Annotated in this window: 13 protein-coding genes; 7 read left to right on the forward strand and 6 right to left on the reverse strand. The window is 68.4% G+C overall.

Annotation, left to right across the window (positions count from 1 at the left end; translation table 11 throughout):
• Positions 1-85: 85 nt before the first annotated feature.
• The gene (locus ACZ7MX_RS23105; RefSeq protein WP_472134910.1) at positions 86-757 is read right to left on the reverse strand and encodes a DUF4142 domain-containing protein; all 672 of its coding nucleotides are present in this window, start codon (positions 755-757) and stop codon (positions 86-88) included.
• A 935-nt stretch (positions 758-1,692) separates the two neighbouring features.
• Here ACZ7MX_RS23105 and ACZ7MX_RS23110 point away from each other — a divergent pair.
• The 4 genes from ACZ7MX_RS23110 (at position 1,693) to ACZ7MX_RS23125 (ending at position 4,603) form a co-directional block, all read left to right on the forward strand.
• Complete coding sequence (locus tag ACZ7MX_RS23110; RefSeq protein WP_472134912.1) at positions 1,693-1,992, forward strand: DUF6342 family protein; 300 nt, start codon at positions 1,693-1,695, stop codon at positions 1,990-1,992.
• 990 nt (positions 1,993-2,982) lie between these two features.
• A complete protein-coding gene (locus ACZ7MX_RS23115; RefSeq protein WP_472135093.1) occupies positions 2,983-3,444 on the forward strand; it encodes a hypothetical protein in 462 nt (153 codons plus the stop codon).
• Positions 3,445-3,701: 257 nt separating this feature from the next.
• On the forward strand, positions 3,702-4,316 hold the full coding sequence (locus ACZ7MX_RS23120) for a nucleotide-binding protein (protein ID WP_472134913.1): 615 nt from the start codon (positions 3,702-3,704) through the stop codon (positions 4,314-4,316).
• Positions 4,313-4,603 (forward strand): hypothetical protein, encoded by a 291-nt coding sequence (locus ACZ7MX_RS23125; RefSeq protein ID WP_472134915.1) that lies wholly within the window; start codon positions 4,313-4,315, stop codon positions 4,601-4,603. The genes ACZ7MX_RS23120 and ACZ7MX_RS23125 overlap by 4 nt, the downstream gene beginning before the upstream one ends.
• A 471-nt stretch (positions 4,604-5,074) precedes the next feature.
• Here ACZ7MX_RS23125 and ACZ7MX_RS23130 read toward each other — a convergent pair whose 3' ends face one another.
• Positions 5,075-5,662 (reverse strand): TetR/AcrR family transcriptional regulator, encoded by a 588-nt coding sequence (locus ACZ7MX_RS23130; protein ID WP_472134917.1) that lies wholly within the window; start codon positions 5,660-5,662, stop codon positions 5,075-5,077.
• A gap of 70 nt (positions 5,663-5,732) precedes the next feature.
• Here ACZ7MX_RS23130 and ACZ7MX_RS23135 point away from each other — a divergent pair, with 70 nt between their 5' ends.
• Positions 5,733-6,626, forward strand: coding sequence for an NADP-dependent oxidoreductase (locus ACZ7MX_RS23135; protein ID WP_472134919.1), 894 nt, complete (start codon positions 5,733-5,735; stop codon positions 6,624-6,626).
• A gap of 111 nt (positions 6,627-6,737) precedes the next feature.
• On the opposite strand, the gene ACZ7MX_RS23140 is transcribed toward ACZ7MX_RS23135, so the two are convergent.
• The 4 genes from ACZ7MX_RS23140 to ACZ7MX_RS23155 form a co-directional block, all read right to left on the reverse strand.
• Positions 6,738-7,148 (reverse strand): helix-turn-helix domain-containing protein, encoded by a 411-nt coding sequence (locus ACZ7MX_RS23140; RefSeq protein ID WP_472135095.1) that lies wholly within the window; start codon positions 7,146-7,148, stop codon positions 6,738-6,740.
• Positions 7,149-7,335: 187 nt separating this feature from the next.
• Positions 7,336-7,695 (reverse strand): hypothetical protein, encoded by a 360-nt coding sequence (locus ACZ7MX_RS23145; RefSeq protein ID WP_472134921.1) that lies wholly within the window; start codon positions 7,693-7,695, stop codon positions 7,336-7,338.
• Between the two features lie 413 nt (positions 7,696-8,108).
• The gene (locus ACZ7MX_RS23150) at positions 8,109-8,537 is read right to left on the reverse strand and encodes a hypothetical protein (RefSeq protein WP_472134923.1); all 429 of its coding nucleotides are present in this window, start codon (positions 8,535-8,537) and stop codon (positions 8,109-8,111) included.
• A gap of 211 nt (positions 8,538-8,748) precedes the next feature.
• Positions 8,749-11,046, reverse strand: coding sequence for a protein kinase domain-containing protein (locus ACZ7MX_RS23155; protein WP_472134925.1), 2,298 nt, complete (start codon positions 11,044-11,046; stop codon positions 8,749-8,751).
• A gap of 271 nt (positions 11,047-11,317) precedes the next feature.
• Between ACZ7MX_RS23155 and ACZ7MX_RS23160 the strand changes: the two genes are divergently transcribed.
• Both ACZ7MX_RS23160 and car read left to right on the forward strand, forming a co-directional pair.
• Positions 11,318-12,028: a FadR/GntR family transcriptional regulator gene (locus tag ACZ7MX_RS23160; protein ID WP_472134927.1), complete on the forward strand. Its 711-nt coding sequence runs from the start codon at positions 11,318-11,320 to the stop codon at positions 12,026-12,028.
• Positions 12,029-12,200: 172 nt separating this feature from the next.
• The gene (car, locus tag ACZ7MX_RS23165; RefSeq protein WP_472134929.1) at positions 12,201-15,722 is read left to right on the forward strand and encodes a carboxylic acid reductase; all 3,522 of its coding nucleotides are present in this window, start codon (positions 12,201-12,203) and stop codon (positions 15,720-15,722) included.
• Positions 15,723-15,915 lie beyond the last annotated feature (193 nt).

Consider the following 15,915-nt stretch of genomic DNA (forward strand, 5'->3'; position numbering starts at 1 on the left):
GATGGAGCGTCAGGGAGTGAGCGACCAAGAGCGGATCAACACGGTCGGGCGGCGGGGCGGTGTCGTGCAGTGCTGTGCGGGACAGTCACTTGGGAATGGTCGAGGCGACGTCGTCGAGGGTGGCGTCCTTGACGAGTCCGGTGTCCTCCAGAACGTCCATATGGTCCTGGACGGTGTTGTTGGTTTGCGTGGCCAGTCGCCGGATCAGCGAGTTCTTGGTGGTGGCGCGCACCTCGCCGATGGTGATGAAGATCTTGCCGTGGGAAGCGCGCAACAGGTCCACGAAGAGCTGGTCGAACGCCTGGCCCCGGGCGTTCTTCAGCTGGTCCACCCAGCCCTGTTGTTCGGGGGTGGCCTGATCGGGGATGGGCACGTTCAGCGCCTCGGAGTCCTCACGGGCCAGCTCGTCGAGCTTGCTGTGCCCCTCCAGCAGATGCATACCGGCGCGCTTGATGGCTTCGCTCGATGCGTGTGTCTGGGCGAGCCGGCCTGCCGGCATCTCCCACAGGCCGGCCTGCCGGACCTTGGTGAGGAAGGTCTTGTCCAACGCGGAGACCGTGCCGGTGTTGCCCCCACCAGGGCCGGCCGGGGCCGATCTCGCGGCCGGCAGATCGGCCGAGACGGACTCGTCGGCAGAGCTGTTCCGCTGCCCCAGCCACACGGACACGGCAGCGATAACTGCGGTGAGGGCGAGTGCGGCGGCTATGAGGCGGCCGCGGTTCGAGGTGGGCCGGGGGTTTCGCGCGTGAGATTTCATCGTGCCTCCTGGATTGCGCGCGACGGATTGCCGACGGGCGCCGCCGTCCGGGCGAGGGTGGGCGGTGCCACGCTAACCGTTGCACTAGGCAAGGAAGCGGATTGAGCGACGATGCTCAAATCCGGCTGCCGGGCGGTGCGCGTGAGCTACGATCCCGCTCTTCGCGCCATGGCACGGGTGCTGGCTCTGGCCGTGCGGGGCGGATTCCTTGGCCGGAGGTTCGGAGGTTCGGAGGCTCGGAGCTTCGGTGTTTCGCGATGCCGGATTCCGTGGCGGCTGAGGTGGCCTCCACGGCGAGGGCCGCACCGCGGTAACGGTTGATGCCGGACGGAAGGAACAGGGCCTTCACCCCTGCGTGACCCCATCAGCCCACCTGCCGCAGCCACTTGGGTCTGTGCGATGGGAGCCGGCATACCCGGCTGCCCGGAGAAAACCACAATGCCGAGGAAGGCCGCGGCTCGTGATGTCGCGCGGTGGATGTCACGACGTCGGCGCACCGCGGCCGACGGCCGGATCGTGGCACGCCGCCGGAGCCCGCCGGAGCCCGCCGGGCAGGCGGGCAACGGACCGCTGGTCGGGTTGGAGGCGCTGGTCGGGCTGGAGAGAGGAAACGACCCAGGGCCAGTCGCCAAAGCCGATCTTGTTCGTTGGTAATCCCGGCTTGCGGGACGGGGCGATCTGGCGGAACGGCCGGTGGGACAGATTCGCCTAATCACGCCAACTTCATAGGAACCAGTCATATTCACCGAGTTCGGTGCCGCCGGGTGCCCGAGTTGTGTAGGTTCTGGGACGGCTCAGGTGATTGCCTCATGTCACCCGTCCCACGCGGTTCTTTCACTGGACAGCGGGCACGTCCTGTCGAGTCCCACTCACGAACGACCCGACTGGAGCCCGACAGGAAGGGGACGGCCCGCCGTAACTGGAGAGGAAGCCTCATGGCAGACATCGACCTCGGATTGGCGACGGACTGGGATGAGGGCGACACCCACGGCCGTATCAAGCTGCGGCAGAACCAGGTCTATCCCACCTCGCCCAAGAAGGACCTGCTGATCAGTTCACCGGTGAGCATCGAACTGTCGGTGAACACGAACTACTCCACCTCCCAGGAGGCGGACAAGATCTACTTCACGACCCACCACGGCTCCACGAAGAAGATCATCGCGGTGCTCGACTCCGACGGCAATCTGCACATCGCCGGTCGCCTGATCACGGACCAGAAGGACCTGTCCTACTAGAAGCGAGCCCCGTCCCATCCCTCCTGGCCGGCAGAGGTTGAGGTGGCCCGGAAGGAACGCCGTAGCGTCCAGATCAAGGCACGGGACATGAGGACCAGCTGTGAAAGTGCTGGTCACAGCCATTCGTTGAGGGATGTGACCAGCACGCTCGCTTCAAAGCGGACGGCGAGCTTGTCGTAACGGTGGCGACGGCCCGGTGGCGCTTGAGGCGGTTGATCCCACACTCGCGGACACACGGGTTCGCGTTCTCCTGCCGGCCCGTACAGGGGCGTCTGCTCCAGGTGCTGGCCGCAGGAGCGCCCTACACAGCATCGCCGAGACCAGAAGGCGTGGCGCAACGCGGACGGCGGCACCTGGAACCGCACCATCGCGCTGCTGGGCACCCACAACATCTCCACTTTCCGCGAGTACTTCGCTTTGAGGCCTACCGCACACCTCGCCACGGGCGCAAAGGCGCGCAAGATTCTGCGGAACCACACCGTCACCTACTGAGACCCTGCCCTACAGGGGCAGTTGGGAGCGTTGACGCGGATCGCGGCGTGCTACCTGGCCTGGCGCAGGCCGATTGCTTCCTTGCGACACCGGGGGGGACGCGGAGCCGAGGGAGCGCGCCGAGGCAGCGAACCAGTGGAGCATGAGCCAAGGCCCCGTCCCGGCGAAGCTGACGGTGCATGTCCACCGCCTTGGCGAACGCCAGGCCCCTTCCCGTATGCAGCGCACGGACAAAGCTGTGAGCGCCCAACTGTCCCCGTACACCGGCGTATGCGTGTTGAGGGATGCACACCGGCCAGCGCGTGGCCGATCTCTGCCTTCGTCCCGTCTTGGCCTCGGTGCGGATCGAGAATCGGGAAGCATGGACACCGAGCCGGGAGGAACCGCTTTGGCCGACGTGCAGGAACTCTTGCAGCCGCTCGACTGTCCGGGTGCAGCGATCCGGTGTGCCCTGGGGGATGCGTGAGAAAGTTCGGGTTCTTGGCTGTCGCTGCTGTGATGGCTGTTGTGGCGGTGGCTGCCGGGTGCTCGACGGCAGGCACGCCGAGCACCTCGTCTGCCACGCCTTCGCCGCCGTCCAGCACGAAGCCGAAGCCGTCGTCTGCGCCTCCCGCTAAGACACGGGCCGAGGTCACCGCTGATCTGCGTGCCGCCGGTCAGGGGCTCGGTACCTACGCGGACCTGAACCCTCGGCTCATGCCTGGCGCCTGCATGGTGACCGCCCGGCGCCTGTCTCGCCGGACGCTCACGATGCGGGATGCTCGTCTGGCCGCGGAACGGCTGCAACAACGCGGCTGGAAGTTGGGGAGGATCAAGCCTGAGACGATCTCCCTCACCTCGGGTGCGTGGCTCGTAGCTCTTGCGGCGGTGACATTCCCCGACGACGTCCGGGAGACGAAGCTTGCTCCGTACAAAGGAGGTCTCGTCCTGACGGCGGTGGGGAGATGCCCACGCCGGTGACTGCAGACCGGTCAGGGCAACAGCTGACCTGGTTGGTGCCGCCATCCCGGACTGAGGCGGAGCCCTCCCACGGCGTCTGCCATCAGTCCGGCGAGACGCAACCGGTGGTGCACGCGGTCGGTTGCGACCGCTCCCCACGGGGTGTCCGACGTTTTTCACTGCTTGTGGGTGAACCACGAAGCCGCGCCGTCGCGCCGACCGAGAATGACCGTTTGCGCCCCTTATTGTCGGCTCTTGTGTCATTGAGCTGTGCTTTTGTGAACCTCAAGCCGGGCGTCGGAAAGACGACGAGTGCTGTGTGGCTGGCCCACGCGCTTCATGAGTGGGGACTGTCGCCGCTGCTGGTCGACGGTGACCCGGCCGCCTCCGCGCTGCGCTGGAGCGAGCTGGCCGATGGCTTTCCGTTTCCGGTGATCGCCCTGCCGGTGGGGGACGTCCACCGTCGTGTGAACGATTTCCTCGGCAATCGGCAGGCCGTCGTCCTCGATGCGCCGCAGTTGGAGGACCATCCCCGCATCGCCCGCAGCATCATGAGGTACGCCGGCGAGTGGATCGTGCCCGTGACCCCCGCCCCCATCGAGCTGGACCGGATGGCGCCCATCCTCGGCGAGATGGCGGACGTGCAGTCCCTGCGCACCGAGCCGGCCCGGACGGCGGTCCTGCTCAATCGCACCAACCGACCCGATGCCACGCGCACCGGGCCCGATGCGGACGCTCGCGAGGCACTCACCGAGCGGGGTTTCGAGGTGCTGGACACCCAGATCGCCCGGCTCGACCTGTACGCCCAGTCCTTCGGGAACCCGGTCCAGGCCAAGGGCTCGGCATACATGGACTTCGCAGAGGAACTGATCAAGCGTCAGGATGAGGTATGAGCCAGCGCAAGGAGAGCTACCGTGCTGCGTTGCGGCGCGAGAAGGACGTCTCGTCACCCCAGCCCGCCAATGTCACCACGCTGCAGAACAGATACCTCCGGGTGACCGTCGAGGTCGATCCCCACCTGCGAGGCGATCTGACGCGATGGCTGGGACGGCCGGTCTCCTCGGCCCTGCTCGCCGGTACGACTGTCCTGCGCAGCCTGGCCGTCACCGTCGGCTGCGTCTCTCGGCCCGGAGACCGGGCTGCGTCCGTCCCGCGTGAGGATCCGGATTCGGGTCGCTGAGCAAGTGGCTCACACGGTAGGACGGCCCTGCCTGAGGTAGCCACTCGTGGGAGCAGGTGGGAAAGTTCACCGCCGACCCGAACATGGCGGGGCCGGGCCGAAGGGGCGGATCAAGGAGATCGGCAGAGGCTCGTCCCACAACAGGCTCCAGCAGGTACTTCTCTCGTCACCACCACACCCAACTCCTGAGCGCGCTGTACGACACCTCAGCTCGCGCAGAGGTGAGGCGTCGCCGCGCCGCAGCATCGCGGCGACGCGCTGGAAGTGGCCGGCATCGGCTGCCGTCTGCGTGGCGATCAGGGAAGGCGGCCGCTGGCGGTCTGCCGGATCCGACTCAGCTGGGCCGCGCGGGGCGCATGGTTGGTCAGGCCGGCGAAGCCGGACTTGCCGACGTACGCGTGGTGGCCCGTCCGCCGGCCGAGATGTTCCACCGGCGTCGCCCCCGCCCCTGCCCTGCCTGTAGGAAGTCCCTCACGCACGTCGAGAAGGGCAGGTGGCCTCCCAGGCCGCCTCGATCATCCGGAAGATCTCGTCCACCGTGGCCTCCGGATCGGTCGCCTCACGGCCCAGCGCATACGCGTCGATCACAAACCTCGCGATCGCCCGGCAGGCCGTCGTGGTCTGTGACAGGCCGGGATCGGCGGCGATGGCCGTAGCCAGCGCCTCCGCATGGCGCAGCCGCATCGAATCCTCGTACTCCCGCAGGGCGCGCGACTCTTCGATCATGCGCCAGATCGGGGCGGCGCCGGCCGCCGTGCAATGGCGCACCATGGCGTGGATCTCTCGGCGTAGCGCGGGGATGAGCGGCTCGTGCGGCGCCCGGCCGGTGACCGCCTGGGTGAGGCGTTGCTCGAAGTTCTCGTCCTGCTCGAACACGAGGGCCTCTTTCGAGGCGAAGTGGGAGAACAGGGTGGTGACGGCCACGTCGGCCTCAGCGGCCACGTCCCGGATGCCCACCGCGTCGTACCCGCGTTCCAGGAAGAGCCGCAGGGCGGTGTCGGCGATCTTCTGGCGGGTCGCGGCCTTCTTGCGCTCACGGCGTCCGGTCGGCACGGTCATGCCGTGATGCTAACAGATGCAAAGAGCTCACAGTTTCAAAACACTAACCGTTAGTGCTACGGTCGGCCGCATGAAGAAAGTGAGCTTCGCCGAGTTCGGCGGTCCGGACGTTCTGCACCTCATAGATGCCGCGGAGCCCCACGCGGGCCCCGGCCAGATCCGCGTCGCCGTGCGGGCGGCGGGCGTGAACCCCGTCGACTGGAGGATCCGAGAAGGCCAGGTCCTGGGAGCCCATCCGATCGAGCTGCCCGCCGGGGTCGGGCTGGATGCCGCCGGGGTGGTGGATGAGGTCGGCGAGGGTGTCGAAGGCATCGAGGTCGGCGACCACGTGTTCGGCGAAGGGGCCGACACCTACGCCGAGTTCGCCGTGCTGTCGGCCTGGGCCCGTATGCCCGAGGGCATGACGTTCGAAGAGGCGGCCGGATACCCCTCCGTGGTGGAAACCGCGCTGCGCATCATCCGCGAGGTCGGTGTGCGGCCCGGGCAGACGTTGCTGGTCAGCGGTGCGTCCGGGGGAGTCGGTTCGGCGGTGCTGCAGATCGCTCGCGCCCGCGGCATCAGGGTGATCGGTACGGCCGGGGCCGCGAACCAGGACTATCTGCGGAGCCTGGGTGCCGTCGCCACGACGTACGACGAGGGTTGGGTCGAACGGGCGCGGCAGCTCGGCCCTGTCGACGCAGCTCTCGATCTGGCCGGCTCGGGCGTGATCCGCGAGCTCGTCGAGCTGACCGGGGATCCGCGGAAGGTGGTCTCCATCGCCGATCTCGGTGCGCCGGAGCTCGGTGTCCGATTCTCCGGCGTGGCCGGGAGCATGCCGGACGCGCTCGCCGAGGCCGCCCGCCTCATCTCGCGGAGGAAGCTCCACATCCCGGTCGAGAAGTCGTACACGCTCACCGAGGCCGCGGCGGCGCACATCGACAGCCAGGCCGGTCACACGCGCGGACGCCGGGTCGTGGTCGTCTGAGCCCTTTCAGACAGGTGACCGTCCGTCAACGCTGAGACGCGAGCTGCATCGGGCTTCTGCCGCTCGCATCGCGGAGTCGGGGCGGGGTTCCTGTCCCGACCCCGCAGCGGTCTACGCGACGGCCGGTGCCTTGGCCCGCCGGAGGAGCCCTTGCCTGGCCGGACCGTGCCACCGGTGGGCCGTTAGGCAGAGGTGGTCGACGACCTCGGCCAGGGTCCACAACCGCATTCCGGCAGTGCCAGCGCAGCCTCGCCCGGTGAGCAAAGGACGCACTTCGCCGATGGCGCGGGTGATGGGGGAGCGGTCCACACCGCGCCAGCACGCCAGCACGTCGTGCGTGGTCCCGTGGCGGAGGTGCACAAGCGTGGCAAGGAGCCGGTCGACGAGAACCAGTCGGTGTTTCGCACCGGAGCCCACGGCTCGCTTCCGTGATCGTGACGCGAGCCTGGCCTGGTGCCGTTCATGCCACAACGGGCCTACCTGGGCGACGAGTTCAGCGATCACATCGGGCGACAGGCCCATGATCCTCCGATCGCTGGTGATCGGTGCACGAGACGCGGTGCCCACCACCCCACCGTGATCGACGAGCGAGGGCTCGACGTCTCACCGTCCACCGTGCACGAGCTCGTTGGACAAGGATGCCAACCGAAATAGCGCGCGGTCGGAATGACTGATCGTTTCAGAATGAGGTACGGAGGCCGAGCGACTGTCAGTCGTCGAGACGCTGAAGGATCTGTGTGAACTCGCCGGTCTCGATCAGGCCGGCGAGGACCTGGGTCATGCTGCTGATACCGGCGTCACGGACGATGAGACCGTCCGAGCACCAGAAGTAGCGGCCTCCAAGAGCTTCTCCGCTGGCGGCCCATCTCTTCATGAGAATCTCGACCTGGGCGAGGGTGATGATGGTTGCGCTCCACCGTGAGCCGTCCTTGAGGTTCACGAAGACGTCGACGTTGTCCACGGCCTCCGGGTCCTCGCCGGCGTTCGGCAGGAACGCGGCTTCGAACTGCTCCGTCTGGACGCGGTACCAGGGGCCATCCCAGTTGCCCGGTGGTGTGCTGTGGCTCATCAGGTGAGCCTGCCTGGTGGAACCGTTCACCTCAACCGCATTGTTCTGGCACGCTTCCGGCGCGACCAGCGATCTTGTGCCCGATGACCTGTGGAGACGGGTGGCAGTCCTGCTGCCGCCGCACGCGGAGCAGCGGCCTGATTGCTGGCTCGGACTGTCGGCAGCTTCCAGGAGAGCGACAGTCACCCGATCACTGGGACATGAGCTGGAGTAGCACGGTGTGTTGACCGTCAACGTGTCTGCATGGAAGGGGAGTTGGGGCTGTTAGCAACCCGTTTGACGACGACTGCAGGCCCGCCGAGAGTGGTCCAGGCGGGGCCTCGTGCCGGACTCCGTGAGCGATCCCCTATCGCCAGGTCGACTTCAAGGAGTCATAAAGGAGTCATACGGACCCGGCCTATGACGTGCGCCGACTACAGGTGACTGCTCCAGATCACTTCGCGGCCCTCAGATCCTTCCGGCAGTCCCACAGGGTCCTCGCCGCCCTGCACCGCGCTGATCCGCCTGCACAGCACAAACCCGGACCCACTTCTCGAGCGGAGGACAACGAGGAGATGCCCTTCGCGCCAAGGAGAGGACGGGGCGGAGAAACCCAGCGTCTGCAGGATCTGCCGGGATTCGCCGTCGCTTGCGGTGCGAAGCTCAATCGATTTGTAGTGAGTGACCAGTTGCATGGCACGCACGCCTTCGAAGAGGAGGTCCAGGCAGAGCGTGTCCGTACTGTCTGGAATGGCGCGCAGGAGCAGTTGCGAGTGTCCGACCCCGTAGCGCCAGACCGTGAACGTGCGCTCAGAACTGAACAGAAGCGCAGAACTGGAGCCATCAATCGAATGGGCTGTCAACCGGACGACCTCCTTGATGTCAGGTGATCCGCTCCCACCCGTGTGGAGCGCTGCCTGACTCGGTAAAGACCGCGTTGCGTATATACGTGGCGACTGGGGAAGTGGTGGGCGGCCCGGCAGCCTGCCACTCCGCATGTGTACTGATCAGGGGAATTCTTTGAGGATCAAGCATGCGGTACAGGTGGTTGCAGTCGCCGTACAGCCACCCGGGTCAGCCCGACTTCGGCGGCTTCTGTGCGTCGAAAGCGAAGAGAGTGTTCTTGGCTGCGGCCACGATCACCGCACGCCCCGAAAGAGTCACCCGCGGGCTCGCGCCCCCGTCGCCCGTCAACCCGTCGGCCTGCGGATTTGTTGCCCACAGGGGTTTGCCATCGTGCGGCGACAGTGCGACCACCCGGCCGGTGGCCGAGCTGAAATACAGTGCGTCGGCTCCCGCGACAGGACCCGACGCGCCCTCCACGGCAGTCTGCCGCGACCACTTCTTCCGGCCGGTCACGGGGTCGAGTGCCGTGATGAGACCGGTCTGCCCGCTCACGTAGAGGGTGCCGGCCGCCATGCCGGGCGCCCCCGTGTACGTCTTGGGCAGTCGGGAGTACGTGACCCTCTGCGAGGCCAGGTCGACCCGTGCCACCCCGTTGAAGCGGTCCAGCTCCGTTCCCCCCATGTGTATTTGCAGGAGTACGAGCCTGCCGTTGGCGACGCCCATCGGCACGGCGGGGCCGTTGACCGCGATGGGCCTGCCCAGTGTCCCCGACGCGCGGTCGACCGGGTACAGGGTGGGGTGGCGCACCGCCAAGGCATCCACCTCCGCATCCGTCGCGCACATCGCGACGAGTTGTGGGCCCACCGGGACGGGAGCGCACTGCTTACCCGCAGGGAATGACGACCTCCATGTGACTTGACCGCTGTGTGCGTTGCGGGCCTCGAAGCGGGAGTGGGAAGCGTCGATCGTCACGACGTCGGAGCCGACCACAAGGGCGTCCTGAGTCCGACCCGTGACGGCCGTCGACTGGGCGCCGGACGGCACGGACCACAGCTCCCGGCCGTTGCTCGCGTCGAGGGCCACCACCTCGCTGCGAGGGCCCTGCGGGGCGTCCTGGGCGGCGAAGCGGTAACCGAGCACCGTGTCGTTGGTGGCGCCCACCAGGTACGTGCCATTGACGGGGACGCCGGGGCTCTTCGCCGTCCACACCCGCGAGCCGTCCCCGGCCCTGATACGGGCAGCGACAACACCGCCGCCCCCGCAGAACAGCGCATCGTCGTGCGCGACGCAACGCAGCTCGTCGGGTAGGTCCTCGCGACCGCCCGGCACGGTCTGGTGCCACGGCTTGAAGCCGTCCGGAAGTGCGGCAACCGGGGCCGCAAGGCTGTTGCCCTTGTCGCCGCCGCTGTTCCCGCCGAAGCCGCCCGCCGTCAGTGCCGCGACTCCTCCACCGATCGCTGCCACCGTGACCGCGACCGCAGCCGCGAGCATGGGACGCCATCGGCCACGCGGTCGGCGGCCGATGGAGGTGTCGACGCTTTCCGTATCGGGACCGGCCGGGGTGGTGGTCGGGGCATTCCGCGCCGGGGTGGTCGGGGCCTTCCGCGCCGGGGTGGTCGGGGCAGTCGGCGCCGGGGTGGCCGGTGCCGCGAAGTGGTGCTGGGTGGTCATGTCGCGGGTGCGGCCCGCGCCAGCTTCCGTCGCGTCGGTCTGGCCGAGGTCGGCCGGCAGGTCCCGTAGCAGCACGAGGAGTTCGTCCGCCGAGGGTCGCCCATTGGGCTCCTTGGACAGGCACGACTCGACGACCGTGCGCAAGGCCGCCGGCACGTCCTCCAGCGACGGCTCCCCGTGCACCACCTGATACGCGACTATGTACGGGCTGGCCGCGTCGAAGGGCCCGTAGCCCGTCGCTGCGTACGTCAGCAGCGTCCCCAACGAGAAGACATCGGACCGCGGCCCCACATCACGCGGCGCCTGCAACTGCTCCGGAGACATGAAGGGCGGCGTACCGATGACCCGCCCTGTCATCGTCAGCGTCTGCTGGTCCACGGCGCGCGAAATGCCGAAGTCGATGACGCGTGGGCCCTCGGGTGAGAGCACGACGTTCGAGGGCTTCAGGTCACGGTGGACGACCCCCACCCGGTGGATGTCCCGCAGCGCCTCCGCCAGCCCGATGACGAGCCTCCTCAGCTCCGCTCCGCTCAGCGGGCCCTTCGTGGCGATGCGCCGGGAGAGCGTCTGCCCCTGGATATAGGTCGTCGCCATCCACGGCTGCTCGGCCTCAGGGGCAGCGTCGACAACGGCGGCGGTGAACGCGCCGCTCACCCGCCTCGCCGCCGCCACCTCCTGCCGGAAGCGGGTGCGGAACTCGTCGTTCGCCGCGAACTGCGGGTGGATCAGTTTGATCGCGACAGGTCGTCCTGAACTCGTACGGGCCAGAAAGACCGTGCCCATGCCACCCGAGCCGAGCCGGGCCTCAAGTGGATATCCACCGATCTCGGCTGGATCCCCTTCGCGCAGCGACACTCTTCCCGACCTCTCGTCCCCCGTGTACCTCTGCCGGCACGGGCCTGCGTACCAGTCCTGCACCCAAACTAGCCGCTCCAGCGCCGGTGCCTGACATCCCTACCGCTCCGTCAGTTTCCGCAGCACCTCCTTGAAGTGCTGCAAGGCCCGCCTGCGCGGCCAACTTGGCGGATCCGCGGCGAGGGGCCGGCCCCACGAAGCGCAGATGTGTGGGCTGACTACAAGTCAGCACCTGATGTTCAAATGTCTGATGTTTGTATAGAGTGCTGTCATGAAACGCATCAGCGCACCGCGGCGGACCGCCAGCCTCTCCGCTCAGCTCGTTGACAGTCTCCGCTCCCACATCGAGTCCGGCGGGTGGCCGGTGGGGACGCGGATCCCGCCGGAACAGGCCCTCATCGAAGAACTCGGCGTCGGACGCAGCACCCTGCGTGAGGCGATCGGTGCGCTGGTGCACCTGGGTCTGCTGGAGCCCCGAGCCGGCGACGGCACCTACGTCCGCTCATCGAGCGAGCTGCAGTCGGTCATGGTGCGGCGGGCGAGCTCCGCGCGGCGGGACAACGTGCTGGAGCTGCGGACCGTTCTGGAGGAGTACGCCTCCCAGGCCGCGGCCCTGCGCCGCGACGAGAGTCAGTTGCAGCAGCTGCGGGAGCTCTTGGCCGACGCCGACGCGGCCTGCGCCGATGAGGACACGTCCGCGGCCACGAACGTCGACGCGCTGTTCCACCGGGCCGTGGTCCGGGCGAGCGGGAACGACCTGCTGATCGAGGTTTACGACCACCTCGGCACGGCGCTCACCTCGTCCCTGGGAGGCCTGCCCTGGGACGCCGTCCATGCCGAGGAGCACGCCCGCCTGCACCGCCGGCTCGTCGACGCGATCGAAGCCCGGGACGCGGGCGGCGCCCGTGCCGCGGCGGCCGCGATCGTCCAGCTCACCCGCGGCCACGAGACCGGCACACCACGATCCGCGGAGGACCGGTGAGTGCGCGGCCGGCTTCCCTACCGGCTGTCCTGGGCATTGCCACGGCGGTCGCCGGATACGGCGCGGGACAGGACCGCCGGCTGCGTCAGCCCTCCCGCTGACACGAACACCCTGCCCACACGGCAACGCCGCCCACCCGAACGGGCTTTCACGACCGAAAAGGAGACCACCCGTGTCCCACTCCCGACCCCCCGCCGCCGAACTCGACGCACGTACCGACCGGCGGAACGCCCACCTGTCTGCGACCGACGCGCAGTTCCGTGACACCGCGCCCCTGGACGCCGTCACCGAGGCGATCCGGCGGCCCGGACTGCCGCTCGCCGCCCTGGTGGCCACGGTGATGAAGGGGTACGCCGACCGTCCCGCCCTGGGCGAGCGTGCCACCGAGCCGGTTACCGACCCGGAGACAGGCCGGACCACGCTGCGCCTGCTGAAGCGGTTCGACACGCTCACCTACGGCGAACTCTGGGAACGAGTGGGCGCGGTGGCCTCCGAATGGCGGCACCACCCCGAACACGCAATGGGACCGGGTGACCTCGTCGCCGTTCTCGGGTCCACGAGCTCCGAGTACACCGTGGTGGAGCTGGCCTGCATCCGCTCCGGCATGGTGTCCGTTCCCCTCCAGGCCGGTTCCTCGGCGTTACACCTGGCCCCCATCGTCGAGCAGACCGGCCCGCGCCTGCTCGTGGCGCACGTCGACCACGTGGCGGTCGCGATCGACATAGCAGCGAACGCCCCCTCGCTGGGCCGGATCATCCTCATCGGCCACCACTCCGAGATCACCGCCCACCAGGAGGAGCTGGACTCCGCGCGCGGCCGGCTCGCGGCGCAGGACCGAGGCGTCACCGTGGACACACTGGCATCGGTCATCGACCGGGGAAGGACGCTGCCGTCGCTCCCCGAGGTTCCCTACGGGGCGGCAGCCGACGCGCTCAGCGCACTGATCTACACCTCGGGCAGTTCCGGCACCCCCAAGGGCGCCATGTACACCGAGCGCCTGGTCAGGCACCTCTGGATCGATTTCGTACCCGGCCAAGCGGTTCGGCCCTCCATCGTGCTGAACTACCTGCCCCTGAGCCACATGATGGGCAGGGGCGTACTGTTCAGCACGCTCGCCAAGGGAGGCCTCGCCTGCTTCACGGCGTCCAGCGACCTGTCGACGCTCTTCGAAGACCTCTCGCTGGTCCGACCCACCGAGTTCCTCATGGTTCCCCGCATCTCCGACATGCTCTTCCAGTACTACCGGGCCGAGTTGTCCCGCCGCACCGAGCCGGACGGCGATGCAGCCGAGCAGGTGAGGGAGGAGTTGCGGGAGAAGGTCATGGGCGGCCGCCTCCTGTGGGCCGTCACCGCCTCCGCTCCACCGAGCGACGAGCTGACGGCGTTCGTCGAGAACTGCCTCCACGTCAGGCTGTCCGACGGCTACGGGTCGACGGAAGCCGGCATCGTCTCCCTCGACGGCCAGGTGCTGCGCCCGCCGGTGACCGACCACAAGCTGGCCGACGTACCCGAGCTGGGATACTTCGCGACCGACTCACCGCATCCCAGGGGCGAACTGCTGATCAGGTCCGACCGGCTCGTCCCCGGCTACTTCCGGCGCCCGGACGCCACCGCCGAGGCCTTCGACGAGGAGGGCTTCTACCGCACGGGCGACATCATGGCCCGCGTCGGCCCCGACGCGCTGAGGTACGTAGACCGCCGCTCCAACGTCCTCAAGCTGTCACAGGGCGAATTCGTCACGGTCTCCCGCCTGGAGGCGCTCTTCAGCGGCAGTCCGGTCGTCCGGCAGATCTTCCTGTACGGCAACAGCGCCCGCGCCTACCTGCTCGCGGTCGTCGTGCCGACGCAGGACGCCCTCGACCGCGCCGACGGGGACCCCCGGGGCATCAGGCCGCTCCTGCGGGAGTCCCTGCAGGAACTCGCCACCGAGGCGGGACTGAACTCCTACGAGATCCCCAGGGACTTCCTCATCGAGACCGAGCCGTTCACCCAGGAGAACGGACTGCTCTCCGGAATGCGCAAGCCGCTGCGGCCCGCCCTGACAAAGCGTTACGGCGAGCACCTCGAAGCGCTGTACACCGAATTGACCGACCGCGAGGCCGACGAACTGCGAGCACTGCGCCGGCTCGGCCCCGACCAGCCCGTACCGGAGACCGTGCTCCGGGCCGCACAGGCGCTCCTCGGGCAGCAGAACGGCGACCTGGAGCCCGGCGCACGCTTCCTCGACCTCGGCGGTGACAGCCTGACGGCACTGTCGTTCTCCCAGCTGCTGAAGGAGATTTACCGCGTCGATGTTCCTGTCGACCTGGTCATCAACCCGGTCAGCACGCTGCGGCGGGTGGCCGACCACATCGAGCGGGCGCTCGCATCGGAACACCGCCGCCCTACCGCCGACAGCCTCCACGGCCCTGACGCGACGCGACTCGACGTGGCCGACCTACGGCTGGACGCGTTCCTCGACGCGCGGGCCATCGGGCGGGCCGAACGGCCTGCCGGTCCGCTGCCCGAGGCCCGGACCGTGCTGCTGACCGGCGCCAACGGCTTCCTGGGCCGTTTTCTGTGTCTCGAATGGCTGGAGCGCGTGGCGCAGCGCGGTGGCACGCTGGTGTGCGTGGTCCGCGGCTCCTCCGCCGAGACGGCCCGGGCACGTCTGGAGGCGGCCTTCGACAGCGGCGACCCGGAACTCATGGAGCGCTACCACGAGCTCGCCGCCCGGCATCTGCACGTGATCGCCGGCGACATCGGGGAACCGAACCTCGGACTCGACGACAGGACTTGGCAGCGACTGGCCGACACCGTCGACCTGATCGTCCACCCGGCGGCACTGGTCAACCATGTCCTGCCCTACGACCAGTTGTTCGGTCCCAACGTACGGGGAACAGCCGAACTGATCAGGCTCGCGGTCACCTCCCGGATCAAGCAGTTCACCTACCTGTCGACGGTCGCCGTCGTCTTCGGGAACGAGTCAGCGGCCGACGAGTCGGCGGACATCCGCACCGCCTGCCGGACACGCAGCCTCGAAGGCGACTACGCCGACGGTTACGCGGCCAGCAAATGGGCCGGCGAGGTGCTGCTGCACCAGGCGCACGACAGGTTCGGGCTGCCGGTCGCAGTCTTCCGCTCCAACCTGATCCTCGCGCACCCGCGCTACCGCGGCCAGCTCAACATCCCGGACGTCTTCACCCGCCTCCTGCTGAGCCTGCTGGCGACAGGCATCGCGCCCGGCAGCTTCTACGCCCGCGACACGGGGGACGGCAGCGCACACTACGACGCACTCCCCGTGGACTTCACCGCGCGGGCGATCACCTCGCTGGGGGACGACGCACGAGAGGGCCACCGGACCTACAACGTGGTCAACCCGCACGAGGACGGCATCTCCCTCGACACGTTCGTCGACTGGCTGATGACAGCCGGGCACCCCCTGACCCGCGTCCAGGACTACGCCGAGTGGCTCGACCGTTTCGAGACCGCCCTGCGGGGCCTGCCCGACCACCAGAAGCAACATTCGCTGCTTCCTCTGCTGCACGCCTTCGCCGAGCCGCAGAAGTCACTGCCCGGGTCCGCCCTGCCGGCGGACCGGTTCCGTGCGGCGGTACGGGCCGCTGCCCTCGACGAGGAGAACGACATCCCTCGTCTGTCACCGGCCCTGATCACCAAGTATGTGGCTGACCTCCGGGCGCAGTACCTGATGTGACGCGCACCTGTGTGTCGGCGGACGCCATCGTCCCGCCGCCTCCGGGCGAGCGGCACCGGTGAGGAGGACCGGCCAGCCGATCTCGGTCCGCCACGGTGTGGTCCGGGGTATCGTGCTGGCCGGCCAGGATGAACGGCGCCTGGTGGGGAGGGCCTCGAAATGGCCCGCCCCTTCTTCGGTCCCACCGGGCCTG

The organism is Streptomyces sp. NPDC107765, from assembly GCF_055657085.1.